Consider the following 25,350-nt stretch of genomic DNA (forward strand, 5'->3'; position numbering starts at 1 on the left):
AGCGTATAGCTCCAGGCGCCGGTATTGCTGTTGAAGCTGAAGGTGCCGTAATGCCCCGCCAGGCTCTCCGGCGGCACCGCGGCAAAGAGTGCTTCACCGGTATCGACGTCGGTGACCGTCAGCTTGCCGCTGGCGGATGCGTCGCCCGGATCGGCATTGCCTGCGCCACCGGCTTCGGTCACCGCCTTGTCCTCGCTGGCCGAGGCCGTGATCGTGGCTCCATCGTTGGCACCGGTAATCCGGATACTCAGCGATGAAGCCGCGCCGGCCTGCCCGTCGGACACCTCATAGTTGAACGTGTCCTGGACTTGCTGGCCCTGCCGCAATGCCTGCACCTGGCCATTGCCGTTGTCCAGCGCATAGCTGTAGCTGCCGTCGGCGTGGAGCGTCAGCGTGCCATACTGGCCGGCATAGGTGCCGGGATTGGCCACGGCCAGTACGTTGCCCGCATCGACGTCGCTGTCGTTCGACAGCACATTGCCGGTGATCGGGTTCGGAGAGTTGTCCTCGCCGATCGCGTGGGTATCGGCCATTGCCGTTGGCGCATGGTTGTCGTAGCCGGCGAAGTCCGACTTGGTCAGTTCGTGCAGGCCATTGAGCTTGATGACCATTTCCGCCGTGGCGGGATTGCCGTCGACATCCACGTAGACATAGGTATTGCCCCCCGATTGCTGGAACCAGGCTCCGTGGGCCGTGGGCTGGCGGCCACCCCATTCAAAGCCAGTGTCGCCCAGCACGGGCCGCAAGTCGAGGTGGTCCGGACCCTGCCGGAAGTCGGTGATCACATCCATGCCGGCCGCGGTGGAGTCGGAGACAGCGTTATAGACAAAGACGTCAGCGCCGCAGCCGCCGCTCAGGGTGTCGCCGCCTGCCCCGCCGGCGATCTTGTCGTTGCCGCCTTCACCGTAGATGGTGTCCTTGCCGTTGGCACCGGCGATGATGTCGTCGCCGCCCAGGGCGGCATGGTTACCGTTGTCCCCGTAGATCAGGTCGTCGCCGTTGCCGCCATAGATGCGGTCGTTACCCGGCCGGGCCGACTCATGGCCGGCACCGAGCAGGTAGTCGGCGTAGCTGTCGTAGCCGTCGCCGTACAGCGTATCGCCGCCATTGTCGCCGGTGTAAAGCGCCGACGAGCCGTCGATGCTGCCGATCACGTCATCGCCGCTGCCGCCATAGACCGCGTCGGTGCCGTTGCCCCCCGACAAGTTGTCGTTGCCGAGCCCGCCGAAGACCCGGTCCTTGCCGTTGGCGCCCAGCAGCGTGTCGTCGCCGCTGCCGCCTTCGACGATATCGTCGCCGTTGCCGGCATCGACATAGTCGTTGCCATCGCCGGCGCTGACGTAGTCACTGCCATTGCCGCTCAGGATGGTGTCGGCGGACGTGGTGCCGCTGATGCTGTCGCTGCCGTTGCTGCCTGTCAGGGTTGACATGATTACTCTCCGTCCTGAATGCCGGCCTGCCGGCCATGCCTTGCTTGTTATCGTCGTGGGCAATCCGCCCGTTCTTATCGTTCCCGGAACGCCAGTTCCCTGGTCTTGATGATGGGCTTGAGCAGGTAATGGAGCACCGTCTTCTGCCCGGTCAGCACATCGACCGTGGCCACCATGCCGGGCAGGATGGGCACCTGCACGGCACTGCCGCCTGGCCGGTTGTCGCGCGTGCGCACGCGCACCAGGTAGTAGCTTTCTGGGCGCTCGCCCGGGCGTTCCGGTGTCAGCGTATCGGCGCTGATATGTTCCACGGTGCCGGGAAAGCCGCCATAGACCGAGAAGTCGTAGGCCGACAGCTTGACCACCGCCGGCTGGCCTGGCCGCAGGAAGGCAATGTCGGCTGGCCGCACGCGCGCCTCCACCAGCAGCGTGTCTTCCAGCGGGACGATCTCCAGCAGGTCCATGCCGGGCTGCACCACGCCGCCCACGGTATTGATCCTGATCTGCTTGATGACGCCCGCAAGCGGCGCGCGTACCAGGGTGCGGTCGACGCGGTCCTGCAGCGCCGTGTTGGTGGCGCTCTGCGCTGCCTGTTCGGCCTTGGCCTGGTTGAGCTCCTTCATGGCCTCGGCGCGATAATGCGTGCCCAGTTCGTCCGCCTTCTGCTGGCTCTCGCGGTAGGCGGCCTCCAGGCGCGGCATAGCGAGCCGCGCGGCCTCGAGTTCGCCTTTCAGGTCATTGGCCTGGCGCTCCAGCCGCAGCAGGTCGACCTCGGACACCACGCCCTGCGCCACCATCGGGCGCATCATGGCCAGCTCCTGCGCCACCAGCCGATGGCTCTGCCGCAGTTGCTGCTCGCGCGAGCGCTTCTCGGTCAGCTCCTGCCGCCGTTGCTCTGACTGCTGGCGCAGCACGGCGAGATTGGCATCGAACGCGCGCTTGCGCGACTCGAACAGCGCGCGCTCCTCGGACACGAAGCGGCGGCCCTCGGCATCGGCCGGCGCGCTCGCCACGAACGCCGTGCCGTCGGCCTCGGCGCTCAGGCGCGCAATGCGTGCCACCAGCGCATCGTCCCTGGTGCGGCCTTCCTGGTATGAAGCCGTGAAGCGGGTATCGTCGATGCGCATCAGCGGCTGGTCCTTGTTCACCACCTGCCCCGGCCGCACCATGATCTCGGCGATGATCCCGCCTTCGAGGTTCTGCACCACCTGCACCTGGCTCGACGGGATCACCTTGCCCTCGCCCACGGCCACCTCGTCCACCCGCGCCAGCGCGGCCCAGGCCAGCGCCACCAGCACGAAGACCAGGGCGGACCAGAGGATCCAGTGCGTGAAATAGCGCGGTTGCGCCAGCGCGGCCGCATCGCGCTCGCACATGAAGGCGGTGTCGTCGGCACGCGGCCTCAGCGCGGCGATCAGGCGCCGCACTGGCCCCACGCGTTGCGGATCAGGCTGAAGCGACATGGAGCTTCCTCCCCGCAAGCGCGTTCAGGACTTCGGCCTTGGGGCCATCGGCGACGATGCGGCCCTGGTCCATCACGATCAGGCGATCGACCAGGCTGAGCAGCGAGCCGCGATGCGTGACCAGGATCAGCGTGCGCCCGCCCAGTGCCGAGGCCAGGCGCGCCTTGAACTGCTCCTCGGTGCGGTTGTCCATGGCACTGCTGGGTTCGTCGAGCAGCAGCAGCGGCGGCTGCAGCAACTCGGCACGGGCAATGGCAATGGCCTGGCGCTGGCCGCCCGACAGGCCTTCGCCGCGCTCGCCCAGGCGCAGGTCATAGCCGTCCGGCAGGCGATCGACAAAGTCGCTCACGCCGCCCAGGCGCGCCGCGCGCAGCACGGCTTCGTCGTCGGCGTACGGGGCGCCCATCACGATGTTGTCGCGCAGCGTCCCGCTGAACAGCATCACGTCCTGCGGCACATAGCCGATGTCGCGCCGCAACGCGGCCGGGTCCAGCTGGCGCACCTCCGCGCCATCGACCAGCACGCTGCCGGCATCCGGTGCGTACAGGCCGAGGATCAGCTTCTCGATGGTGGTCTTGCCTGAACCGATGCGGCCGATCAGGCCAACCCGCTCGCCGCTGGCAATGCGGAACGAGACCCCATCCAGAGCCGCGATGTCACGGCCCGGATAGCGAAAGCTGACCTGCCGGAACTCGATCTCGCCGCGCAGCGGCGGACGGTGCAGGAAATGCTTGCCGGGCGGGCGCTCGACGGGCAGCGCCATCATGCGGTCGATGCCGGCTAGCGCGGTGCGCGCCTGGTGATAGCGGGTGGTCAGCCCGGCTACTTGCGAGAGCGGCGCCAGCGCCCGGCCGGCAAGGATGGTGCAGGCAATCAGGCCGCCCGTGGTCAGCCGGTCGTCGGCGATCAGGTAGACGCCCATCACCACCACCACCAGCGTGGCGGCCTGCTGGGCGAACAGCGAGAGGTTGATCACGCAGGCGGAGAGCAGCCGCGCCCGCAGTCCCAGTTGCGCCATCTGCCCGACCACCTGCTCCCATTTGCGCTGGGCCCCACCTTCGGCACCGCTGGTCTTGATGGTCTCCAGCCCCACCAGGGTTTCGACCAGTGCGGCCTGGCGCTGGGCCGCGCAGGCGCTGCTGGCGTGTACCGCGCGCGACAGCGGCCCCTGCAGCAGCAGGCTGGTGCCGATCACCAGCGGCACCGCCAGCAGCGGCACCCAGGCCAGCGGGCCACCGACCCAGAACATGGCCGCAATGAAGACCGCGGCGAACGGAAGGTCGACCAGGGTCGTGATGGTGGCCGAGGTCAGGAACTCGCGCACCGACTCGAATTCATGCAGCTGGCTGCTCAGGCTGCCCACCGACGCCGGCCGCGCCTTCATCTCGATGCCCAGCACCTTCTCGAACACCGTCGCGGAGACCGTGACATCGATGCGCCGGCCAGCCACGTCGACAAAATAGCCCCGCAGCGTGCGCATCACCAGCTCGAAGCCAAGCACCAGGCCCACACCGATGGCCAGCGCCCACAGCGTTTCCAGCGCATGATTCGGCACCACGCGGTCATAGACGTTCATGGTGAACAGCGGCATGACCAGCGCGAACAGGCTGAGCAGCAGCGAGGCAACCAGCACCTCGCCATAGAGCGGCCACGACTGGCGCATCACGCCCCAGAACCATCCGTGCGGCGACGCCGGCCCGGCATCGCCGGCCGCCTCGAAGCGGTGTGCGGGCCGGGCGAAGATGGCATGGCCGGTGTACCGGGCCAGCAGGTCTTCCTGGCGGACCGGCAGCTCGCCGTCGCCCCACTCCGGCTGCGAGACCAGCAGCATGCCCTCGTCGCCACGGCGCAGCAATACGCAGGCCTCGCCCTGGTCGAGCAGCAGGATGGCGGGCAGCACCAGGTCCGGGATGTCGTCCAGCGGGCGCTTGACCAGCCGGGCCGACATGCCGGCGCGCGCGGCCGCGCGTGGAAATAAGGCAGGGGTCAGGCGATCCGAATCAAGCGGCAGGCCCGCAATCAGGGCTTCGGCCGCGACTGGCCGCTGGAAGCGCCGGGCCAGCCAGAGCAGGCACGCCAGCAGCGGATCATCGGGGCGCGCGTGCCGACCTGCCGGATCCGGCAGGTTCCAGCCGGTGTCCTCGATGTTCCTTGCGGGTGCAGTGGCGGCGGCATGCATGGCAACGGCCCCCGCGCCTCAGAGCGGCCCGTGACCCGTGCGGTGGCGTGTAACCCGCGCTTGCGCAAGTCGTGTTGCACGGCCTGCGCATACCCCGCCGCCTGCGCAATGCATGCGCTCGTTGCATCCAGCCATGGTATCCCCCCGGTCCCATTGGTTCGACGTTTCCGGGAAGAATATGCGAAGGGGCCCTGCGCGCCCATACTGCGGATGGATCAGATTGCGCAACAAAAGGGCCGGGCGGGGTCATCCTTTTGGCGTTTCACGCAAGAAACAGAACCAAAACGAGCACCGCCATGACCGCCTTACTCAAGCTGGATTTCACCCTCGAAGCGCGCCTGGAGCTTGACGCCCGCCAGTTCCAGGGTCACCGACACCGGCAGGTGCTCGTTGCCGGCGATGGTGCCGTCGGCCAGGGCCCTGGCTATCGCCTGTTCGATCTCGCGCTGTGAGCTGACGCCGACCACCTTCAGGAACTTGCGGATGCTGAGGTTGAAGGTCTCTTCGTTCATGGCTGTCTCCTGTGGGGAACCGGGAATAACGGTTCGGGCCGCTACCCAGACAGCCTAGGCGATGGGGAGGCTTTGTGTCAGGTGCCTGCCGTGCCAGGGCAACTGAAAGAAGGTGCCCGGCAGCTTCCCGCCAGGCACCCGCCTCCTGTCAGACCACGCCTTGCTCGCGCAGCCTGGCGATGCGCTCGGCCGACATACCCAGCACCGATTCCAGCACCTGCCCGGTATGCTCGCCCAGCCGCGGCGGCGGTGCGTCGTATTGCACCGGGGTCGCGGACAGCCGCAGCGGGCTCTTGACGGTCGGGCACAGGCTGCCATCGTCGCGCACCAGGTCGACCTGCAGCTCGCGATGCCGCACCTGCGGGTCTTCCAGCACCTGGCCGTAGTCGTTGATCGGCCCGCACGGGATGCCCTGCGCTTCCAGCGCCTGCACCCAGTGCGCCGTCGGCCGCGTGCGCATATGCGCCTCGAGCAGCGGCACCAGCGTGTCGCGATGGATGATGCGGCCGGGGCCGGTGGCAAAGCGCTCGTCGGCGGCCAGGTCGGGACGCTCGACGCCGCGGCAATACGCCTGCCACTGCCCGTCGTTGCCGGCCGCCACGATCATGTAGCCGTCGGCGGTGGCGAACACATGGTAGGGCACCATATTGGCGTGTGCGTTGCCGTAGCGCGGCATGGCCTTGCCGGTCACGCGCTGGGCGATGATCGGCGTGGCGCCGACCGCGACCACCGCATCGAGCAGCGCCATGTCGATATGCTGGCCCTCGCCGGTGCGCTCCGCGTGGCGCAGCGCGGCCAGCACGGCCACCGTGGCATACATGCCGGTAAGCATGTCGACCACGGCCACGCCCACCTTCTGCGGCCCGCCGCCGGGCAGGTCGTCGCGCTCGCCGGTGACGCTCATCAGGCCGCCCAGGCCCTGGAAGATGAAGTCATAGCCGGGCTTGTGCGCGCTCGGCCCGGTCTGGCCATAGCCCGTGATCGAGCAGTAGACGATGGACGGGTTGATCGCCTTGAGGCTTTCATAGTCCAGCCCGTAGCGCTTCAGGTCGCCGACCTTGTAGTTCTCCAGCACGATCTGCGACTTCGCCGCCAGTTGCCGCACGATTTCCTGCCCTTGCGGGCTGGCGATATCCAGCGTCACCGACTGCTTGCCGCGGTTGGCGCCGGCAAAGTAGGTGGCATCGCGCGACGGCTGCCCGTCCGCGCCGGGCAGCCAGGGCGGCCCCCACGAACGGGTGTCGTCGCCCGCGCCGGGCCGCTCCACCTTGATGACTTCGGCGCCCAGGTCCGCCAGGTTCTGCGCGCACCACGGACCGGCCAGGATGCGCGACAGGTCCAGCACCCGCACGCCGGCAAGCGCGCCGTGCGCCGGGGCCTGGCTGCCCGCCATCAGATCGGGTCCCAGCTGATCACGTCGGGCGAACGCTCCAGCTTGAAGAAGCTGTTGCGCATGGCCGGCATGGCGATCTCGCCCACGGTTTCAGGCGTCCAGCCTTCGCTCATGTGCACCGAGCGCACCGGGCGCGGCTGGCTCATCAGGATGATCTCGTTGGCACGCACCGCGAAGATCTGGCCGTTGACTTCGCTGGCGGCCGGGCTGGCAAGGTAGACCGCCACCGGCGCGATCTTGCCGGCTTCCATCTTCTGCAGCTTGGCCACGCGCGCCTTCTCTTCCGGGGTTTCGGCCGGGATCGAGCTGGTCATGCGGCTCCAGGCGAACGGCGCGATGCAGTTCGAGCGCACGTTGAAGCGCTGCATGTCCAGCGCGATCGACTTGGACAGCGCGGCGATGCCCAGCTTGGCCGCCGAGTAGTTGGCCTGGCCCAGGTTGCCGATCAGGCCGGAGGTGGAGGTCATGTGCACGTAGGCGCCGCTCTCCTGGTCCTTGAAGTAGTTGGCCGCGGCGCGGCTGACGAAGAAGGTGCCGTGCAGGTGCACGTCGATCACCGAGCGCCATTCTTCTTCATTCATCTTGAAGAACATGCGGTCGCGCAGGTTGCCGGCGTTGTTGACCACGGCGTCGATGCGGCCGAAGTTGTCCAGCGCGCATTGCACGATGGCATTGGCGCCGTTCCAGGTCGAGACGCTGTCGGTATTGGCCACGGCCTCACCGCCGGCGGCGCGGATTTCCTCCACCACGCGCTGAGCGGGGCCAGCGTCGCCGCCCTCGCCGGTCATCGACACGCCGAGGTCATTGACCACCACCTTGGCGCCGGCGGCGGCCAGTGCCAGCGCGATGCCGCGCCCGATTCCACCACCTGCGCCCGTCACCAGCGCGACCTTGCCTGCCATCAAACCGCTCATTGCGTTGCTCCTCTGAATACTTTTTGTGCGGTCACCGACCGCAAACCCGGCGAAACACCCCTGCGCCGCGGGCATCGCCCGCCGATGCGGTCAATCCGGATGTCCACGCCGCAGTGGATACGATAAATTGACGGCCGAGACTTTGGAATTCACGAATCACAAAACTGGCCTTTGGCCTGACGGAAGCCCATGCATTACGACCTAACCGACCTCCGCCTCTTCCTGAACGTCGGCGAGACGGAGAACCTGACCCGCGCGGCCGAACGCAGCTTCCTGTCGCTGCCCGCGGCCAGCACCCGGATCAAGCAGCTGGAAGAGGCGTTCCAGGCACAATTGCTGATCCGCCAGGTCAAGGGCGTGCGCCTGACGCCGGCGGGCGATGCGCTGCTGCGCCACGCGCGCGAGGTCTTCCGCGAACTGGAATGCCTGCACGCCGACCTGCGGCCCTATGCCAAGGGCGTCAAGGGCCGGGTGCGGCTGCTGGCCAACACCACCGCCACCAACTCGTTCCTGGCCACCGGCGTATCGCGCTTCCTGAGCGAGAACCCGGACGTGGACATCGAGCTGGAAGAGCACCTGTCGCAGGAAATCGTCTCGGCGATCAGCGCCGGCGCCGCCGACCTGGGCATCGTGGCCGGTGAAGTCGCCACCCAGGACCTGGACGCGATGCACCTGTGCAGCGACGAACTGATCGTGATCGCACCGGTCAATCACCCGCTGCCGGCCTTCAAGCGGCTGCATTTCGCCGACCTGCTCGATACCTGCCGCTTTGTCGGCCTGAACCAGTTCAGCGCGATCCAGTCGTTCCTGGACCGCATCGCCGGCGGCATGGGCAAGCGCATCAGCCTGCGCATCCAGGTGGGCAGCTTCGATGCCGTATGCCGCATGGTCGAGGCCGGCGCGGGCATAGCCATCGTGCCCAACAGCTGCGCGCGCCGCTACGCCAGCCGCAAGGTGCTGCGCTTTATCCAGCTGGAAGACGAATGGGCCAAGCGCGAGTTGCGCCTGGTGCGCCGCCCGGGCCGCGAACTGCCCCAGTTTGCCGAAACCCTGATCCAGTACCTGGTCGACGCGGCGCGCGAGCCGGTGTAAGTCGTCGGCCGTTCAGCCGGCGGCCAGCCCGCCGCCCTGCACCACCAGCCCCGCCAGCGGGCTCAGCGACACCACCATCACCGCCAGCAGCAGGCCCATGGCGAACACACCGGGCCAGCTGGTGCGGCCACAGCGCGCCAGCGAGTCGTGCACCAGTTCCGGTGAAAAATGGTACTCGCGCAGGTGCCGGATGGTCGCCTCGGCATGCCAGCGGTAGATCTGGTTGCCATACATGCCCAGCAGCAGCGCCATCGCATACAGCATCGGCCGGACCGCCAGCGGCATCTTCAGCCCGAACAGCGCGTGCAGCACCGGTTCGGCGCAGACGATCAGCGCATAGACCCCCACCTGCCAGTACATGCGCCGGTAGGCCATCCAGAACGGCCCCAGCAGGCACGCCGCCCAGTTCCACGACATGCCGCCGCGCGCCTCGGCCAGGGACCAGCGCTGGCTGTAGTACGCATAGCGCGGCCCCACGAATGCGGCCAGCGCCGCGTCGTCACGGATCGATGATTTCATGCCTGCCTCCCCCTGCTCTGCCACGGCCGCGCCTGTGGATCGCGGCGCAACCTGTGCCACAGCATAGGGCGCAGCGCGCGCGGGCTGCGTGCGCTGGCGCGCATTGCAGTGGGAAATGACGCAAATTGGCGGGCAAGCGAACAGACCGGCGCACGCCGGGCGGCACGGGGTGCCGGATGCGCCGGGCGCGGGTGCGCTATTTCCAGCGCTGCAGGACCTGCAGGATGACCAGCGTGAAAATGGTGGCGATCACCGCGGTGGTATCGCGACCCAGGCCGGCAGCCACGCCGATGGCCGCGACCATCCAGATGCTGGCCGCGGTGGTCAGGCCCTGGATGTGGGCTTCGTCGCTGTGCTTCAGGATCGCGCCGGCGCCAAGGAAGCCGATGCCGGCAATCAGCCCCTGCAGCACGCGGCTCATGTCGGCCAGCGGCGTCCCTGCCTGCAGCGGCACCAGCACGAACAGCGCCGAGCCCAGCGCCACCAGCATATGGGTGCGCAGCCCCGCTGCCTTGCCGGAGGCCTCGCGCTGATAGCCGATCATGCCGCCCAGCAGCACCGCCATGAACAGGCGTGCCAGGATGCGGGTGGCCTCGCCAGCGTCCGGCACATCGGCGAACTCGGCGCGCAAGACACTGTAGATCTCGGACCAGACCCCGTCCATGGCTCGTCTCCGGGTGCTTGGGTACAGACCTGAGCGTAGCACGGGATGGCCTGCCGGCAACCGGGCCAGCGGGCCGCAAGGCGCTCGCGCCACACCGCGCGGGCCGCCCGCCAGGCGCTTGCGGCTGCGTCCTACATCGCAAGCGGAAGCTTTCCGACAGTGCCGGCATGACGGCATTCCTATATTGGAATCACCGATTACCGTCATCGACAGGAGTTGCACCATGCCCTATATCCTTGCCTGGCTACTTGGCGTCCCGGCCTTCATCCTGGTCCTGATCTGGCTGTTCATGCACTGATTCCCAGGCCCGGCCTGCCGGCCATCCCCGCGCAAGAGGCCGCTGCACCGGCCTCTTGCGCAACTGCGGGCGCCCCGGCGCCGCATGCAGCTTCCGCCTCCCCCCGCTTCCGGCCCACCTAAGCCGCTCTTTCGCAAATCCGAATTTCAGCGTGCCGGGGGCTCGGGAATAATGGCCCCATTCAATCCGAGCGGGGCTACCCCATGCACGCACATCAGGATCCAGACCAGCTGTACCCCGAAATCCGCGAAGCGGTGCGCGACCTCTGCGCCGGCTTCGATTCGGCGTACTGGCAACGGGTGGAAGAGCAGAACGCCTTTCCTGAGACCTTTGTCCAGGCGCTGACCCAGGCAGGCTGGCTGTCGGCGCTGATCCCCGAAGCCTATGGCGGCTCGGGCCTGTCGCTGACCGCGGCCTCGGTCATCATGGAAGAAATCAACCGCAGCGGCGGCAATTCCGGCGCCTGCCACGGCCAGATGTACGTGATGGGCTGCCTGCTGCGCCACGGCTCCGAAGCGCAGAAACAGCGCTGGCTGCCGGGCATCGCCTCGGGCGAGCTGCGCATGCAGTCCATGGCCGTGACCGAGCCCACCACCGGCACCGACACCACCAAGCTCAAGACCACCGCGGTGCGCCAGGGCGACAAGTACATCGTCAATGGCCAGAAGGTATGGATTTCACGCGTGCAGCATTCGGACCTGATGCTGCTGCTGGCGCGCACCACGCCGCTGGACCAGGTCAAGCGCAAGTCCGAGGGCCTGTCGGTGTTTGTAGTGGACCTGCGCGATGCCATCGGCAAGGGCCTGACGGTCAAGCCAATCCGCAACATGGTCAACCACGAGACCAACGAGCTGTTCTTCGACAACCTCGAAGTCCCCGCCGAAAACCTGATCGGCGAGGAAGGCAAGGGCCTGAAGTACATCCTTGACGGCCTCAACGCCGAGCGCATCCTGATCGCCGCCGAATGCATCGGCGACGGCTACTGGTTTGTCGAGCGCGCCAGCAACTATGCGCGCGACCGCATCGTGTTCGACCGCCCGATCGGCCAGAACCAGGCCGTGCAGTTCCCGATCGCGCGCTCGTATATCAATGTCGAGGCCGCCAGCCTGATGCGCTACAAGGCCGCGCAATTGTTCGACGCCGGCAAGCCGTGCGGCAAGGAAGCCAATATCTCGAAGCTGCTGGCCGCCGACGCCTCATGGGAAGCGGCCAACGTCTGCCTGCAGACGCACGGCGGCTTCGGCTTTGCCGCCGAGTACGACATCGAACGCAAGTTCCGCGAGACGCGCCTGTACCAGGTGGCGCCGATCTCGACCAACCTGATCCTGTCCTACGTGGCCGAGCATGTGCTCGAGCTGCCGCGTTCGTTCTAAGGCCCCTGCATGTCCCATTCCCCCAAAGGTATCCGCCCGCTCGACGGCATCCGCGTGGTCTCGCTCGAGCACGCCGTGGCCGCGCCCTTCGCCACGCGCCAGCTGGCCGACCTGGGCGCGCGCGTGATCAAGGTCGAGCGCCCCGGCGCGGGCGACTTTGCCCGAGGCTATGACGAGACCGTGCATGGCCAGGCCTCGCACTTCGTCTGGCTCAACCGCGGCAAGGAAAGCCTGACGCTGGACCTGAAGCAGGAAGCAGCGCAGAAGGTGCTGCACCAGCTGCTGGCCGACGCCGACGTGCTGGTGCAGAACCTGGCCCCCGGCGCCGCCGCGCGCATGGGCCTGGTCTTCGACACCCTGCATGCCCGCTACGGCAAGCTGATCGTGTGCGACATCTCGGGCTATGGCGATGCCGGCCCCTATCGCGACAAGAAGGCCTATGACCTGCTGATCCAGGCCGCGGCCGGCCTGATCGGCATCACCGGCGGCCCCGACGAGCCCTCGCGCGCGGGCATCTCGATTGCCGACATCGCCGCCGGCATGTACGCCTATACCGGCATCCTGTCGGCGCTGCTGCAGCGCGGGCGCACCGGCGAGGGCGTGCGCGTGGAAGTCACCATGCTTGAAGCGCTGTCCGAATGGATGGGCTACGCGCTCTACTTCGGCCACTACGGCGGCACGCCGCCGGCGCGCTTCGGCGCCTCGCACCCGGCCATCGCGCCGTACGGCGTGCACCGCACCGGCGACGGCGGCAGCGTGATCTTCGGCCTGCAGAACGAGCGCGAATGGCGCGCCTTCTGCGAGAAGGTGCTGGAGCAGCCCGAGCTGCTGCAGGATGAGCGCTTCGCCACCAACTCCGGCCGCGTCAAGAACCGCCCCGCGATGACCGCAATCATCGAGCAGCGCTTTGCCGCGATGACCGTGTCGCAGGCGGAGGCGCTGCTTGACGCCGCCCAGATCGCCAACGCACCGATGAACGATATCGAAGCCGTCTGGAACCACCCGCAACTGGCCGCCCGCAACCGCTGGCGCGAAGTCGCGGTGCCCGGCGGCACCATCGGCGCGCTGCTGCCGCCGGCCAACCTGTCGGGCGTGGAGCCGGTGATGGGCGACGTTCCCGCGCTGGGCGCGCACAGCCGCCAGATCCTGGCCGAGCTCGGCTACGCCGACAGCGACATCGCCGCGCTGGCGGACCAGCAGACCATCTGAACCAATGCCGGCGCCCGGGAAGACCGGGCGCCTTTTCCTTTTTCCGCAAGCCCCAACTCAATCTCCGGAGCCGGCATGAGCCAACCCGCAGACACCACCTACCCCACCCGCCAGCTTTGCGACTTCCTGGCCGACCTCAAGCTGGCCGACGTGCCCGCGCCGGTAATCGAGCGCACCAAGGACCTGTTCCTGGACTGGATCGCCTCGGCCATCGCCGGCAAGGATGCCCCCGCCGTGCGCAAGCTGCAGGAGTTCGCCGCGGCCATGGGCCCGGCGCAAGGCGGCGCCGAAGTGCTGGTGGACCGCCGTCGCACCTCGCCCTACTTTGCCGCGCTGATCAACGGCGCCTCCTCGCACGTGGTCGAGCAGGACGACGTGCACAACAGCTCGGTGCTGCACCCGGCCGCGGTGGTGTTCCCTGCCGTGGTGGCAGCCGCGCAGGCCGAGGGCAAGACCGGCGCCGAAGTGCTGCTGGCCTCGATCGCCGGTTATGAGGCCGGCATCCGCATCGGCGAATTCATGGGCCGTTCGCACTACCGCGTGTTCCACACTACCGGCACGGTGGGCACCCTGGCCGCCGCCGCGGCCGTGGCCAAGCTCTACGGCCTGGATGCCGAAGGCATCAACCAGGCACTGGGCTCGGCCGGCACGCAGGCCGCGGGCCTGTGGGAATTCCTGCGCGACGCCGCCGACTCCAAGCAGCTGCATACCGCCAAGGCCGCTGCCGATGGCCTGCAGTCGGCCTGGCTCGCGCGGGCCGGCTTCACCGGCGCGAAGCAGATCCTGGAAGGCGCGCAGGGCATGGCTGCCGGCATGTCGAGCGATGCCAACCCCGCCTGCCTGACCGACGGCCTGGGCACGCGCTGGGCCACCGCCGAGACCTCGTTCAAGTTCTTCGCCTCATGCCGCCACACGCACCCGGCCGCCGATGCGCTCAAGGCGCTGATGCAGCGCGAAGGCATCAGCGCCGACCAGGTCGCCAGCGTCACCACGCACGTGCACCAGGGCGCCATCGATGTGCTCGGCCCGGTGGTCAACCCCACCACCATCCACCAGGCCAAGTTCTCGATGGGCACGGTGCTGGGGCTGGTGGCCGTGCACGGCCATGCGGGCCTGGGCGAGTTCGAGCAGCATGCGCTGCAGGACCCGAAGGTGACCGCCTTCCGCGGCAAGGTCGGCATGGAACTGGATGCCGAGATCAACGCCGCCTACCCGCGCCAGTGGATCGGCCGCGTCACCGTCACGACCACCGACGGCCGCACGCTGGCGGCGCGCGTCGACGTGCCCAAGGGCGATCCCGACAACACCCTGTCGCGCCCGGAACTGGAAGCGAAAGCGCTGCAGCTGGGCGCGTTCCGCCACGGCGCGAGCGAGGCCGAGATGCGCGCCATCATCCAGCGCGTGTGGGCGCTGGAGCAGGCCCCGAACGTCAACGACTGGCTGCCCGCCGCAGGCTGAGAACCAAGACATGTCCACTGCAGTTACCTACCTGTTCGTGCCGGGCGACCGGCCGGAACGCTTCGACAAGGCCGCGGCCGCCGGCCCCGATGTGATGATCCTGGACCTCGAGGACGCGGTCCATCCGGACGCCAAGCCCGCCGCGCGCGAAGCGATCGCCGCGTGGCTGGCCGGACGGCCCGCGGCCAATGCCTTTGTCCGCATCAACGACAGCGCCTCACCGTCCTTTGCCGCCGACCTGGCCTGGCTGCGCGCGCTGCCGCCGGGCACCACGCTGGCCGGCCTGCTGGTGCCCAAGGCAGAAGATGCCGCCGCGCTGGCCACCATCGCGCAGGCCCTGCATGCGATCAACCCGCAGGGCGAGCTGGTCGCGATCATCGAAACTGCGCTGGGCCTGCATCAGATCGACGCCGTGGCCACCGGCGTCGCACGTCTTGCCTTCGGCTCGCTCGACTATGCGGTCGACCTGGGCTGCAGCCATACGCGCGACGCGCTCGCCTTTGCGCGCGCGCGCATCGTGCTGGCCTCACGCGTGGCCGGGCTGCCGCCGCCGGTCGACGGCGTGACCACCGCACTGAAAGACGAAGCCGTGCTGGCCAGCGACGTTGCCTATGCGCGCGAACTCGGCTTTGCCGGCAAGCTCTGCATCCACCCGGCCCAGCTGGGCGCGGTGCGCGCAGGCTTTTTGCCCAGCCCCGAGCAGCTCGACTGGGCCCGCCGCGTGCTGGAAGCTACCGCCAGCGGCAGCCATGCGGTGCAGGTCGATGGCAAGATGGTCGACCGGCCCGTGATCGAGCAGGCCCGCCGGCTGCTGGCACTGGCGCAATAACCCGCCTTCCGGCCACTTTCACGCATTACAAGGCTTACTGTCATGACTGACGCCACTCCTGAACTCGAACGCCTGCGCGGCTGGATCGGCCGCAGCGAATCGCGCACCGAAACGCTGTCGCCGGAACCGGTGATCGGCCTCGCCGCCACCTTCGACCTCGACCCCGAGGCCGTTGCCGCCGGCCCGCTGCCGCCGCTGTGGCACTGGCTCTACTTCCTGCCGCGCGCGCCGCAGCGTGAACTGGGACGCGACGGCCATCCCACCCTCGGCGGCTTCATGCCGCCGGTGCCGCTGCCGCGCCGCATGTGGGCCGGCAGCGAACTGAGCTTCAGCCATCCGCTGCATATCGGCGATACCGTCACGCGCACCTCCACCATCAAGGACGTGCAGTACAAGACCGGGCGCACCGGTGAACTGTGGTTTGTCGCCGTCGATCACGAGCTGACCGTCAACGGCAAGGCCGCGGTCAACGAGCGCCACGATATCGTCTACCGCGCCATGCCCGACCCGTCCAAGCCGCAGCCGCCGCGCCCGCGCCTGGAGCAGGCCGCGCAGTGGCAGCGCACGCTGCAGGCAGACCCGGTGATGCTGTTCCGCTACTCGGCACTGACCTTCAACGGCCACCGAATCCACTATGACCGCCAGTACACGCGCGAGGTCGAGGGCTACCCCGGCCTGGTGGTGCACGGGCCGATGCAGGCGATGCTGATGCTGGACCTGGTGGCGCGCGAGCAACCGCAGGCACGCGTGCGCCGCTTTGGCTTCCGCGGGCTGGCGCCGCTGTTCGACCAGGACACCATCACCGTTGGCGGCGCGGCCGATCCGGCGCAGGCTGGGCGGCTGGTGCTGTGGACGGGGGACGATGCCGGCGGGCAGGCGATGCAGGGGTGGGCCGAAGTGGAAGGTTAAGAGCGCCGCCGGTTTGCTCTCTGCTCCGGCCCCTCTCCCATCGGGAGTGGGGAGCAAACCAGCAGCGCCGGAAACAACAGCATGTCAAGGCATGCCATAGGTCGACACACCCTTTTGCAGCTTCCTGCGCCAGTCAGGCTGAGGCTATAAACGCCCGATAGCCCCTGAATCGGCGGCAGCTGGTTCAGGGCCTGAACGTGTCGGCTGGCATGCGGTCCACGAAGTCGCTCGCGCGCCTGAGGTGTTCGCGCATCAGTTGGGCAGACTTGTCGGCATCGCCGCTGACGATGGCCTGGGCGATGAGGCGGTGCTCACTGACCGACTCCTGCAGCGCTTCGCCGTGGATGGCATTGCCGAGCTGGAACATGAGCATCGGCAGTTGCAGGCGTCCGATGAAATCGGTGAGTTGCGCATTTCCGCATTCATCGGCGATGGCCTGGTGAAAGCGCCTGTTCTCCTCGAAGTAGGCCGCCGGGCTCATTGCATGGTGATCTTCCCAGATCGCCTGGGTCGCCTGCAGGAAACGTTCGCGCACGCATGCCTCGTTCATGCGGCCGGCCGCGCGGCGCGCCGCCAGTGCTTCAAGCTCCGCGCGCACCTCGAACAGCTCCCGTATTTCGGTGTGCGAGTAGCGCCTGACCATCGTGGTCTGATTCGGAATGCTCTCCACCAGGCCTTCGGCCGACAGCCGGCGGAAAGACTCGCGCACGGGACCGCGACTGACGCCAAGCTCGCGCGTCAGATCGGCTTCGACTAGGCGCTGGCCCGGCACGAAGCGCCCGCTCAGGATGGCCTGCCTCAGGCTGTCCACGACATATTCGAGCGTGCTGCGTGGCGGGGCGGATGGATTGGTCATGTCAGGTGCTCTCCTCGCGATTACGCTGATTTTACCGCACCAGCCCGTACATTATTGTCCTACATATTAGTAGGGCATTATTTACAAAAGTGATGAGAAAATTGCATGAATGTCTTCAGCGGCATTCCCGCATGTCGCCTTTCTGAGGCCAAAAACCCTGCCAATTCCAGCACTTCCCCAAACCTGATCAGGACTAACCCTCATTGGCATCGACTCGATAGCTACACTATTGCCCTACAAAATAGTCGAACAAAGAAGACGACAGCTGAATGTGGAACTGGCATGCGCCATGGAAGCGCATCCGATAAGCGACAGGGCGCCGATGCACACGCATCCCCCGACCCATAACGAATGGAGACTGCAATGGCCGTGAGCATTCAGCAAACCCCGATCGACGCCACCTTGCCCGATCTTGAGAAGCGCACTTACGACAAGGTGTTCTGGCGGACAGTGCCGCTGTTCTTTGTCTGCTACGTGATCTCGTACCTCGATCGCGTCAATATCGGCTTCGCCAAGCTGCAGATGCTCGGCGACCTGGACCTGACCGACAACGTCTATGCGCTCGCGGCAAGCATGCTTTTCTGGGGCTATGTGCTCTTTGAAATGCCGAGCAACCTGATCCTGCACCGGGTCGGCGCGCGGCGCTGGATTTCGCGGATCATGATCAGCTGGGGTTGCGTCTCGGTTTCGATGATGTATATCGAGCCGCTGGCCGCGGTGTTCCACACCAGCTCGGCAACCATGTTCTATGTGCTGCGCTTTCTGCTGGGCGTTTGCGAAGCCGGCTTCTTCCCTGGCGTCGTGCTCTACCTGAACCAGTGGTTTCCCTCGCACAAGCAGAATCGCGTGCTGGCCGGCTTCATGTTCGCGCTGCCGCTGAGCCTTTGCATCGGCGGGCCGGTATCGGGTTGGATCTTGCAGAACATGCATGACACGTTCGGGCATCGCGGCTGGCAATGGATGCTGCTTGTCGAGGGCCTGCCCGCCGTGATCCTCGGCATCGTGGTGCTGGCCTGCCTGACGGACTCGGTCGACAAGGCACGCTGGCTCAACGCCGACGAGAAGGCGCTGATCAAGCGCAACCTCGCCACGGAAAACGCGCACAAGACCCACAATTTCGGCGCCGCCCTGAAAAGCCCCGTGATCTGGCTGCTGTGCGCGATCCTGCTGACCATGAACACGGGCTTCTACGGCCTGTCGTTCTGGCTGCCTTCCATCATCCAGGCCACCGGGCTCAAGAACGTCTATCACGTCGGCCTGCTTTCAGCGCTGCCCTACGTGGTCGCGGGCGTGGTCCTCGTGGCCAATGCGATGCACTCGAATCGAACCGGCGAACGCCGCCTGCACGCGGCGATTCCGGCAGCCTGCGCCGGCATCGGCCTGATCCTGAGCGCGGCCTGCGCCGATCAGCTGGGCCCGTCCCTGCTGCTGATCTCCGTCGCCGCGGCCGGCATCCTCGGCGTGACGCCGCTGTTCTGGATCTTCGCGGGGCGCGCCCTCACCGGCGCCGCGGCCGCCGCGGGGCTGGCCATGATCAATTCGGTCGGCAGCCTGGCCGGCATCACCGGCGCCCTGATCACCAATGTCGCCAAGAACGTGACCGGCAACGTGAACAGCGGCACCTATGTGCTCGGTGCATGCCTGCTGCTGTGCTGCCTGCTGATCCTGCTGTTGCCGCGCGCCATCGTGTCGGCCGATGCGCCGAAGTCCTAGCTGGCAACGGCATCACAGTCCTGAGAATTCAATACGGAGAAGTTGATGGAAGAACAGAAGCTGCAATCGGACATGGGCTGGAGCACCGCCGATCGCATCACGGTGCGCGGCCTGGATCTGTGCCAGGACGTGCTGGGCAAGATCGCGCTCGGTGACTTTGCCTTTCTCGAAGTCACCGGCAGAAGGCCAAGCGCGGCCGAGTCGACCGTGTTCAACGCCATTCTCGCGGTGCTGGTCGAGCACGGCATGACCCCCTCCGCCATGGTGGCCCGCCTGACCTATCTTGGCGCGCCGGAATCGATGCAGGCCGCCATTGCGGCCGGCCTGTGCGGCATGGGCACGACCTTCGCCGGCACCGCCGAAGGTGCGGCCCGGCTGCTGCAGGAGGTGCATCCCATCGGCACGGCGAGCAGCTATGACGTGGCGGAGACGGCCGCGCGCATCGTGCAGGAGCATCGGCAGCAACGCCTGCCGGTGCCAGGCATCGGCCACCCGGTACACAAGCCGGTCGACCCGCGCGCTGTCGCCCTCTTTGCTATCGCCGAGGAAAACGGCCTAGCCGGGCCTTACGTCGCCCTGATGAAAGCGATCTCGGCTGAAGCCGAGCGCGCCTTCGGCAAGCCAGGCAAATTGCCGGTGAACGCCACCGGGGCGATTGGCGCCATCGCTTCCGAGCTCGGCCTGTCCTGGAAGCTGTGCCGCGGCCTGGCCGTGGTGAGCCGCGCCGTCGGCCTGCTCGGCCATCTGGCCGAGGAAATCGAACACCCCATCGCCAATGCGCTGTGGGTGCGCACCGAGGAAGAGACCTCGTCGCACCTGGTGCCGAAGGAGTCCCAATGAAAGTCCTGCAGAGAATCCGAGTCATCGAGATCGGCCGCTTCATCACCGCACCGCTTGCCGCCCAGTTGCTGGGCGAGCTCGGGGCCGAGGTGATCAAGATCGAGTCGCCCAAGGTGGTCGACCCGTTCCGCACCTTCGATGGCGGCATGTACGCCGGCCATTTCCAGTCGCACAACCGCAACAAGCGTTCGCTGGTGCTCGACTTCACCACGCCTGAGGGCCGGCAGGTGCTGCAGGAGCTGCTGCTGGACGCGGATGTGCTGCTGCTGAACATGCGCCCCGGCAGCGAGAGCAAGCTGGGCCTGGACGCCGGGCACCTGCACCGGATCAATCCCCGGCTCGTGCATTGCTCGATCACGGGCTTCGGCGCCGACGGGCCCTACGCGCACCGCCCCGCCTTCGACAACGTCGGCCAGGCCCTGTCCGGCTGGATGTCGATGTTCCATCGCGGCACCGACGCACGCGTGCCCGGTCCGCCGGTATCGGACACCATCTCCGGCATCTATGCCTGCATCGGCATCCTTGGCGCGCTGGTGGAGCGCGCCAGCACCGGGCGCGGCAGAAAGGTGGAAGTTTCCATGCTGGAGGCGATGATCGCGCTGGCCACGGAACCGCTCGGACAGTTGTCGGCCTATGGCAGCACGCCGGAATTCTTCAGCCGCGCCTCGAAGTCGCAGTCCTACCTGGTCACGTGCAAGTGCGGACGCCGCATCGGGCTGCACCTGTCGTCGCCGGACAAGTTCTGGCAGAACCTGCTCGCCGCCATCGAGCGGCCGGATCTGGCGCAGGCGTATCCCGACCGCCAAAGCCGCGTACACGGCTATGACGCCATCGCGGCCGAGCTGAGCGCAGTCTTTGCCAGCGCCGACCGCGACACCTGGATGGCACGCCTGGAACAACACGACGTACCGGCGGCGCCGGAACTGCGGCTCGACGAGCTGGAAAGCGATGCCCAGGTACGCCATCTCGACATCTTCTACCAGCTCGACCATCCCGACTACGGACCGGTCCGCGCCGCCAATCGCGCCATCCGCTACGACGGGGACAACGCCAGCGGCTTCCGCGCGCCGCCGGCGTTCGGTGAGCACTCGGTCGAGATCCTGCGCGAGGCTGGCATTGCCGAGGCCCGCATCGAGCAACTACTCGCCTCGCGCGCGGTGGTCGACCATCACAGGTCAGAGTGCGGCGGCACGCAAAGCTGAGGCGAACGGGGAACCGCGCCAGACTCGCCATCCTGCAGTCCCAACCATGATTCGCCCATGATCGATCTCGATAAAATCGACCTCAGGATACTGGCCGAGCTGCAGCGCGACGCCAGCCTCACCAATGTGGAACTGGCAGCGCGCGTCAATCTCTCGCCGTCACCATGCCTTGCCCGTGTGCGCCTGCTGAAGCAGTCGGGACTGATCAGCAGGCACGTCACGCTGCTGGATCCGCGCAAGCTCGGCCTCAACGTCAACGTGTTCATCCAGATCACGCTGGAAAAGCAGACCCGCGCCGGCCTGGAATCGTTCGAGCGCGAGGTCTCGGCACTGCCACAGGTGATGGAGTGCTATCTGATGAGCGGCGATTCCGATTACCTGATCCGAGTGATGGTTTCCGAGGTGCAGGCACTGGAGCACTTCATCGTCGACAAGCTGACGCGGCTCGATGGCGTGGCCAGCATCCGCTCCAGTTTCGCGCTCAAGCAGGTGAAGTACCAGACCGCGCTGCCACTGCCGGAGCCCACAGCGCAACGGTAGGGGCTGCAGCCACAATCCGCGCGCCGCGCGGCAATCGCCCACCCGCTCACGCACGCGCCACGGTGCAGCACATCGTGCCGCCCGAGCCTGTCACCGCGGAATTTTCGCCGGTGCAACCGGTGCATTCGGCCCAGGAACGACACATCATGCTTCGCCCCCATCCGTAGAATGGCCGAAATAAGTGTTTGAAAGCACATCCAATGACAAATCGGCAGGAGACAGAATGCGCTACCCGAAGAGTTGCCTCGGCCTGTTAGGAATCAGCGCCGCGATTCTCACCGGCGTGCCCGCCCAGGCCGCCGCCGAGGCATACCCCGCCCGCCCCATACGCCTGGTGGTTCCGTTCGTGCCGGGTGGCGTCACCGACGCCACCGCGCGGCTGGTAGCGGACAAACTGGGGCAATCCCTGGGCCAATCCGTGATCGTCGACAACCGGCCCGGTGCGTCCGGCAATATCGGCGCGGAAGCGGTGGCCAGGTCGAACGCCGACGGCTATACGCTGTTGCTCGGCTTTGACGGCGCGCTCGTGACCGGCACGCACATCACGAAACCGCGCTTCAATGTGCTGACCGACTTCGCGCCCATCACCAAGGTCGGTGACGCCACCCTGATCTTCGTGACGAGCCCTTCCGTGCCGGCCAGGGACTTCAAGGACCTGGTCGCCTACGCCGCCACCAGGAAGAGCGCGGGCTTGTCATACGGCAGCTCCGGCACCGGCACCACTTGCCATCTTGCCGGCGAACTCCTCAAGGAGCAGGCCGGCATCAATCTGCAGCACATTGCGTACAAGGGCGGCTCCCAGGCGCTGACGGATGTGCTTGGCGGCTCCCTCCCCGTCCTGTGCACCGCCGTCGCCAGCGTGTCCCAGTATGTGAAGAGCGGCCAGGTCCATGCCATTGCCGTCACCGGTGGCCGCCGTATCGCCTCGCTCCCGGATGTGCCGACGCTGATGGAATCCGGGGTCAAGAACTTCAGCGTCGATTCCTGGGTCGGCATCCTCGCGCCGGCCGGCACGCCGCCCGCAGTGGTCACGCGCTTGCAGCGGGAGATCAGGAAGGTGCTGGAGCAGCCCGAAACCAGGGCCAGGATGCTCGACCTCGGCATCACCCCGGTCGGCAACACCCCGGATGAATTCGGCAAGCAGATCCGCATGGACTACACCCGATACGGCGAGGTGGTGAAAAATGCCGGCATCACGCTCAACTAAGCAGGTGCGGGACGGCACTGTACGTCATGCGGCTGCGCACATTCCTTTGACTTCACACTCTTCTCTCATCATGTTTTCCACCAGCGATCTTTCCGACGAACACCCGGGCACAACCTCTGTCTGCCAGCTGCAGTTCCGCAGCTTCGGCTTGCGCGAGCATTTTTCCGGACCCTGTGCGACCTTGCGAGTGCAAGAGGATCACCGGCCCGTCTTGCGCCGCCTTTCCGCGCCCGGCGCCGGCCGCGTCCTGGTGGTGGATGTGGGCGGCTCCCTGCGCATCGGCGTCTTTGGCGACCGGCTGGCCGGACTGGCGGCAAGCAATGGCTGGGCCGGACTGGTCATTCATGGCGTCATTCGCGACAGCAAGACCGTCAATGCCATCGACATCGGCGTCAAGGCGCTGGGCACGACCGCATTGCGCAATGCGGCCGAGCAGCCCGGCTCCGAGGATGACGTCCCGCTGGCCTTCGGCGGCGTCACGTTCACGCCGGGCCAATGGGTGTATTGCGACGCGGATGCCGTGCTCGTCAGCCCGGAGGCGATCCGGGCAACGGAGCCGCAAGCCTACTGATCCATTGGATGGATGCGGATGTCGATTCGGTGATCGTAAGCAAGGGAAATTGAATCAACTGGCTTGTGGGATTGACTGGACCAAAAGGAGTAGGGATGGCTGAGAGGCACCCGGCGCAGATTCTGCACGGCGATTTCGGGCGTGCGACGATCAACACGACTGAGCAAGCGATTGTCGAGCACGCACATCGTGAATTCAACGTCATCTTCAAGCTCAGCGGCGCGGATACGACGTTACAGCTGGAATCCACCGCGCTGGAGGTGAACGATAGCTCCGTGGTCTTGCTCAATCCATGGGTGGTGCACGCGAAGCATCCCAGCGATCGCGGCCCGACCACCATCCTGTCGCTCTTCCTGAACCCATCCTGGTTGGCGAACGAGTTCAAGGATGCTGCGCCGCATCTGGACCATCTGTTCCCCAATCCACAAGCACCGCTTGTCGATGAGCTGCGCGCAAAAGTGAACCTGCTCGTGGCCGCGATCTCAACGCGGTCCCTGGAGTCGCCAGGGCTATGCGAGGAGCGCCTGAAGGCCCTCGTGGGTACTGTCGTGAGGCAGTATGGGAATCTCGATGCCGATGGCAGGACGCTAAGGAACACGCGTCCGACCGATCACCGGATCAGGAAGGCGATAGCCTATATCCACGAACATGCGACGGAGAATCCGAAGGTCAGCGAAATTACCCGATCCGCAGGTATTTCCCGTTCACATTTCTTTGCGCAGTTCAGCCGTTGCGTCGGTGTCTCGCCTCGGCACTACATCGATAGCCTGCGTCTAGGCTTTGCAACACGCTGGCTTGCCACCACGGACAGGCCGCTGATCGACCTGGCCGACGAACTCGGCTTTGGTACCCATAGCAACTTTACGCGCTTCTTCACCAGGCACATGGCGTTGTCGCCGAGCGAATTCCGCCGACGCACGACCAACCTCGCTTTCCTGGAACGGCAGTAAGGGCAAGCAAGACAGTGGAGATGGGCAGGAAGAGGCGACGGCGAGCACCAAGAAGAAGTGCCGCCGCTGGCCGTAGCTAAACGCGTCTCTTTCCGCTCATCGGCTTGAAGGCGGCCCGCCTGTTGATCCGCGCGTACCACGCTTCCAAGGCAGGAAAGTCAGCGCAGTTCGGCTCCATGATCTTCCAGATGTTGTAACTAATGGCCATGGCGATGTCGGCTATGGTGAAAGTATCGCCGGCGATATAGCCGCGCTGCTCAAGCTCGCGATCCAACAATCGGAGCAGCGGAATGATCCCCGACCGTGCAGCTTCGATTTCCTCCGGGGAGGGCATCGTGCTTCTGGGCTTGATGACAAGTACGACAAGGGCACGAACCGCGGGCCACAGATGCGCGCATTGCCAGTCCATCCATTGATCAATGGACGCGCGAACCCGCAAATCGTCGGATGTCAGTCGCTTGTCGGGGTCCTTCGCGGCCAAATATCGAAGGATCGTGTGGGATTCCCACAAGGCAAAGCCATCGTCCTCTATCGTTGGCACGCGGCCGTTCGGATTCCTGGCAAGGTAATCAGGTGAGTCCGCTCCTCCGAACGGTCCCCCAACCTCCTTCAGGACATAGCGGGCCCCGAGCTCTTCGCAGGCCCAGATGACCTTCTGCACGTTGGGTGAGCCCAGGTGCCCCCAGATTGTCAGCATGAATGCTTCCTTATCGGCTGGAGTTCGACCTCAGATCGCTGTCGCTGCGACAACGGATCCACCAATCGATGCGATGGCTTTGGTCAGCATCTCTTCCTCGATCTCGGCTGCGCCACCGCTGGTCCCCATGGCCCCGATCAGCTTCCCATTCATCCAGACCGGCAGTGAACCGATGGCAGGAAGCAACGGCGCTCCATATCCCAACGACGAGATATTGCCCCACACCATGGGATGGTCGACATAACGCTGGCGCAGCGCCCTGCCCGACTGCCCGCCGGTTGCCACGCAAGCGAAAGCCTTTCCGCGCGCGACTTCCATGGTGATAAAGGGGGCACCATCCATCCGCGCGGCAGCAACAAGATGCCCGGCGCTGTCGACAATCACAAAGCTCAGCGCGGTGCCATGTTCTTCCGCGAGCCGCACTGCCGCATCAAGCGCCTGGCTGGCTTGCTTGTAGCTGATCAGGGCGAGGCTATTGGCGTTCGAACTTTCCGTAGACATTGGCATTTCCATTGTTTCGAGGTGACAAATT

24 protein-coding genes are annotated in these 25,350 nt (G+C 66.4%); 13 read left to right on the forward strand and 11 right to left on the reverse strand.

The genetic code is table 11. The features are described from left to right. The 6 genes from CF68_RS16615 to CF68_RS16640 all read right to left on the reverse strand — a co-directional run. The coding region (locus CF68_RS16615) for a VCBS domain-containing protein (RefSeq protein ID WP_035820680.1) at positions 1-1,430 on the reverse strand (1,430 nt) is incomplete at its 3' end. 74 nt (positions 1,431-1,504) lie between these two features. Continuing rightward, on the reverse strand, positions 1,505-2,893 hold the full coding sequence (locus CF68_RS16620; RefSeq protein WP_035820682.1) for an HlyD family type I secretion periplasmic adaptor subunit: 1,389 nt from the start codon (positions 2,891-2,893) through the stop codon (positions 1,505-1,507). Further along, a complete protein-coding gene (locus CF68_RS16625) occupies positions 2,877-5,072 on the reverse strand; it encodes a type I secretion system permease/ATPase (protein ID WP_035820685.1) in 2,196 nt (731 codons plus the stop codon). Before CF68_RS16625 ends, CF68_RS16620 begins: the two co-directional genes overlap by 17 nt. Positions 5,073-5,377: 305 nt before the next feature. Next, on the reverse strand, positions 5,378-5,584 hold the full coding sequence (locus CF68_RS16630; RefSeq protein ID WP_035820687.1) for a DUF6494 family protein: 207 nt from the start codon (positions 5,582-5,584) through the stop codon (positions 5,378-5,380). Positions 5,585-5,732: 148 nt separating this feature from the next. Further along, the gene (locus tag CF68_RS16635; protein ID WP_035820690.1) at positions 5,733-6,977 is read right to left on the reverse strand and encodes a CaiB/BaiF CoA-transferase family protein; all 1,245 of its coding nucleotides are present in this window, start codon (positions 6,975-6,977) and stop codon (positions 5,733-5,735) included. After that, positions 6,977-7,891 (reverse strand): SDR family NAD(P)-dependent oxidoreductase, encoded by a 915-nt coding sequence (locus CF68_RS16640; RefSeq protein WP_035820693.1) that lies wholly within the window; start codon positions 7,889-7,891, stop codon positions 6,977-6,979. The genes CF68_RS16635 and CF68_RS16640 overlap by 1 nt, the downstream gene beginning before the upstream one ends. Before the next feature lie 189 nt (positions 7,892-8,080). Between CF68_RS16640 and CF68_RS16645 the strand changes: the two genes are divergently transcribed. Then, positions 8,081-8,983, forward strand: a complete 903-nt coding sequence (locus tag CF68_RS16645; RefSeq protein ID WP_035820696.1) for a LysR substrate-binding domain-containing protein — start codon at positions 8,081-8,083, stop codon at positions 8,981-8,983. A 12-nt stretch (positions 8,984-8,995) separates the two neighbouring features. Here CF68_RS16645 and CF68_RS16650 read toward each other — a convergent pair whose 3' ends face one another. Next, the gene (locus CF68_RS16650; RefSeq protein WP_035820699.1) at positions 8,996-9,502 is read right to left on the reverse strand and encodes a DUF2628 domain-containing protein; all 507 of its coding nucleotides are present in this window, start codon (positions 9,500-9,502) and stop codon (positions 8,996-8,998) included. Between the two features lie 196 nt (positions 9,503-9,698). Further along, positions 9,699-10,166, reverse strand: a complete 468-nt coding sequence (locus CF68_RS16655) for an MgtC/SapB family protein (protein ID WP_035820701.1) — start codon at positions 10,164-10,166, stop codon at positions 9,699-9,701. A gap of 501 nt (positions 10,167-10,667) precedes the next feature. On the opposite strand from CF68_RS16655, the gene CF68_RS16660 reads away from it, so the two are divergent. The 5 genes from CF68_RS16660 (at position 10,668) to CF68_RS16680 (ending at position 16,242) form a co-directional block, all read left to right on the forward strand. Next, positions 10,668-11,837 (forward strand): acyl-CoA dehydrogenase family protein, encoded by a 1,170-nt coding sequence (locus CF68_RS16660; protein WP_035820703.1) that lies wholly within the window; start codon positions 10,668-10,670, stop codon positions 11,835-11,837. A gap of 9 nt (positions 11,838-11,846) precedes the next feature. Beyond that, a complete protein-coding gene (locus CF68_RS16665; protein ID WP_035820705.1) occupies positions 11,847-13,046 on the forward strand; it encodes a CaiB/BaiF CoA-transferase family protein in 1,200 nt (399 codons plus the stop codon). Between the two features lie 75 nt (positions 13,047-13,121). Further along, positions 13,122-14,504, forward strand: a complete 1,383-nt coding sequence (locus CF68_RS16670) for an MmgE/PrpD family protein (protein WP_035820707.1) — start codon at positions 13,122-13,124, stop codon at positions 14,502-14,504. 10 nt (positions 14,505-14,514) lie between these two features. Continuing rightward, positions 14,515-15,333 (forward strand): CoA ester lyase, encoded by an 819-nt coding sequence (locus CF68_RS16675; protein ID WP_035820710.1) that lies wholly within the window; start codon positions 14,515-14,517, stop codon positions 15,331-15,333. Positions 15,334-15,375: 42 nt separating this feature from the next. Then, positions 15,376-16,242, forward strand: coding sequence for a MaoC family dehydratase N-terminal domain-containing protein (locus tag CF68_RS16680; protein WP_035820712.1), 867 nt, complete (start codon positions 15,376-15,378; stop codon positions 16,240-16,242). Between the two features lie 184 nt (positions 16,243-16,426). Here the strand turns inward: CF68_RS16680 and CF68_RS16685 are convergent, their stop codons facing one another. Next, positions 16,427-17,098 carry a GntR family transcriptional regulator gene (locus CF68_RS16685; RefSeq protein WP_035820714.1) on the reverse strand — a complete coding sequence of 224 codons (672 nt, stop codon included), beginning with the start codon at positions 17,096-17,098 and terminating at the stop codon, positions 16,427-16,429. 363 nt (positions 17,099-17,461) lie between these two features. Here CF68_RS16685 and CF68_RS16690 point away from each other — a divergent pair, with 363 nt between their 5' ends. From CF68_RS16690 to CF68_RS16720, 7 genes are all read left to right on the forward strand, one after another. Next, positions 17,462-18,811, forward strand: coding sequence for an MFS transporter (locus CF68_RS16690; protein ID WP_051591557.1), 1,350 nt, complete (start codon positions 17,462-17,464; stop codon positions 18,809-18,811). A 45-nt stretch (positions 18,812-18,856) separates the two neighbouring features. After that, positions 18,857-19,651 carry a citryl-CoA lyase gene (locus tag CF68_RS16695; protein ID WP_035820716.1) on the forward strand — a complete coding sequence of 265 codons (795 nt, stop codon included), beginning with the start codon at positions 18,857-18,859 and terminating at the stop codon, positions 19,649-19,651. Further along, positions 19,648-20,853 carry a CaiB/BaiF CoA-transferase family protein gene (locus CF68_RS16700; protein WP_035820718.1) on the forward strand — a complete coding sequence of 402 codons (1,206 nt, stop codon included), beginning with the start codon at positions 19,648-19,650 and terminating at the stop codon, positions 20,851-20,853. Before CF68_RS16695 ends, CF68_RS16700 begins: the two co-directional genes overlap by 4 nt. Before the next feature lie 57 nt (positions 20,854-20,910). After that, entirely contained in the window at positions 20,911-21,393 is a 483-nt protein-coding gene (locus CF68_RS16705) for an Lrp/AsnC family transcriptional regulator (RefSeq protein WP_035820720.1), read from the forward strand. Positions 21,394-21,616: 223 nt separating this feature from the next. Further along, positions 21,617-22,600 carry a tripartite tricarboxylate transporter substrate binding protein gene (locus CF68_RS16710; protein WP_035820722.1) on the forward strand — a complete coding sequence of 328 codons (984 nt, stop codon included), beginning with the start codon at positions 21,617-21,619 and terminating at the stop codon, positions 22,598-22,600. After that, entirely contained in the window at positions 22,578-23,171 is a 594-nt protein-coding gene (gene rraA, locus CF68_RS16715; RefSeq protein WP_235205793.1) for a ribonuclease E activity regulator RraA, read from the forward strand. The genes CF68_RS16710 and rraA overlap by 23 nt, the downstream gene beginning before the upstream one ends. 95 nt (positions 23,172-23,266) lie before the next feature. Further along, entirely contained in the window at positions 23,267-24,121 is an 855-nt protein-coding gene (locus CF68_RS16720) for a helix-turn-helix domain-containing protein (protein ID WP_035820727.1), read from the forward strand. A gap of 76 nt (positions 24,122-24,197) precedes the next feature. On the opposite strand, the gene CF68_RS16725 is transcribed toward CF68_RS16720, so the two are convergent. Both CF68_RS16725 and CF68_RS16730 read right to left on the reverse strand, forming a co-directional pair. Beyond that, on the reverse strand, positions 24,198-24,818 hold the full coding sequence (locus CF68_RS16725; RefSeq protein WP_035820729.1) for a glutathione S-transferase family protein: 621 nt from the start codon (positions 24,816-24,818) through the stop codon (positions 24,198-24,200). A gap of 30 nt (positions 24,819-24,848) precedes the next feature. After that, positions 24,849-25,319, reverse strand: a complete 471-nt coding sequence (locus CF68_RS16730; RefSeq protein WP_235205794.1) for a heme-binding protein — start codon at positions 25,317-25,319, stop codon at positions 24,849-24,851. Positions 25,320-25,350: the final 31 nt, after the last annotated feature.

The organism is Cupriavidus sp. SK-4 (genome assembly GCF_000611125.1).
Classification (GTDB): domain Bacteria; phylum Pseudomonadota; class Gammaproteobacteria; order Burkholderiales; family Burkholderiaceae; genus Cupriavidus; species Cupriavidus necator.

Coding starts and splice junctions, on each gene's coding strand:
- CF68_RS16620 (WP_035820682.1), bottom strand. CDS start 2,893: ATGTCGCTTCAGCCTGATCCGCAACGCGTGGGGCCAGTGCGGCGCCTG.
- CF68_RS16625 (WP_035820685.1), bottom strand. CDS start 5,072: ATGCATGCCGCCGCCACTGCACCCGCAAGGAACATCGAGGACACCGGC.
- CF68_RS16630 (WP_035820687.1), bottom strand. CDS start 5,584: ATGAACGAAGAGACCTTCAACCTCAGCATCCGCAAGTTCCTGAAGGTG.
- CF68_RS16635 (WP_035820690.1), bottom strand. CDS start 6,977: ATGGCGGGCAGCCAGGCCCCGGCGCACGGCGCGCTTGCCGGCGTGCGG.
- CF68_RS16640 (WP_035820693.1), bottom strand. CDS start 7,891: ATGAGCGGTTTGATGGCAGGCAAGGTCGCGCTGGTGACGGGCGCAGGT.
- CF68_RS16645 (WP_035820696.1), top strand. CDS start 8,081: ATGCATTACGACCTAACCGACCTCCGCCTCTTCCTGAACGTCGGCGAG.
- CF68_RS16650 (WP_035820699.1), bottom strand. CDS start 9,502: ATGAAATCATCGATCCGTGACGACGCGGCGCTGGCCGCATTCGTGGGG.
- CF68_RS16655 (WP_035820701.1), bottom strand. CDS start 10,166: ATGGACGGGGTCTGGTCCGAGATCTACAGTGTCTTGCGCGCCGAGTTC.
- CF68_RS16660 (WP_035820703.1), top strand. CDS start 10,668: ATGCACGCACATCAGGATCCAGACCAGCTGTACCCCGAAATCCGCGAA.
- CF68_RS16665 (WP_035820705.1), top strand. CDS start 11,847: ATGTCCCATTCCCCCAAAGGTATCCGCCCGCTCGACGGCATCCGCGTG.
- CF68_RS16670 (WP_035820707.1), top strand. CDS start 13,122: ATGAGCCAACCCGCAGACACCACCTACCCCACCCGCCAGCTTTGCGAC.
- CF68_RS16675 (WP_035820710.1), top strand. CDS start 14,515: ATGTCCACTGCAGTTACCTACCTGTTCGTGCCGGGCGACCGGCCGGAA.
- CF68_RS16680 (WP_035820712.1), top strand. CDS start 15,376: ATGACTGACGCCACTCCTGAACTCGAACGCCTGCGCGGCTGGATCGGC.
- CF68_RS16685 (WP_035820714.1), bottom strand. CDS start 17,098: ATGACCAATCCATCCGCCCCGCCACGCAGCACGCTCGAATATGTCGTG.
- CF68_RS16690 (WP_051591557.1), top strand. CDS start 17,462: ATGGCCGTGAGCATTCAGCAAACCCCGATCGACGCCACCTTGCCCGAT.
- CF68_RS16695 (WP_035820716.1), top strand. CDS start 18,857: ATGGAAGAACAGAAGCTGCAATCGGACATGGGCTGGAGCACCGCCGAT.
- CF68_RS16700 (WP_035820718.1), top strand. CDS start 19,648: ATGAAAGTCCTGCAGAGAATCCGAGTCATCGAGATCGGCCGCTTCATC.
- CF68_RS16705 (WP_035820720.1), top strand. CDS start 20,911: ATGATCGATCTCGATAAAATCGACCTCAGGATACTGGCCGAGCTGCAG.
- CF68_RS16710 (WP_035820722.1), top strand. CDS start 21,617: ATGCGCTACCCGAAGAGTTGCCTCGGCCTGTTAGGAATCAGCGCCGCG.
- rraA (WP_235205793.1), top strand. CDS start 22,578: ATGCCGGCATCACGCTCAACTAAGCAGGTGCGGGACGGCACTGTACGT.
- CF68_RS16720 (WP_035820727.1), top strand. CDS start 23,267: ATGGCTGAGAGGCACCCGGCGCAGATTCTGCACGGCGATTTCGGGCGT.
- CF68_RS16725 (WP_035820729.1), bottom strand. CDS start 24,818: ATGCTGACAATCTGGGGGCACCTGGGCTCACCCAACGTGCAGAAGGTC.
- CF68_RS16730 (WP_235205794.1), bottom strand. CDS start 25,319: ATGTCTACGGAAAGTTCGAACGCCAATAGCCTCGCCCTGATCAGCTAC.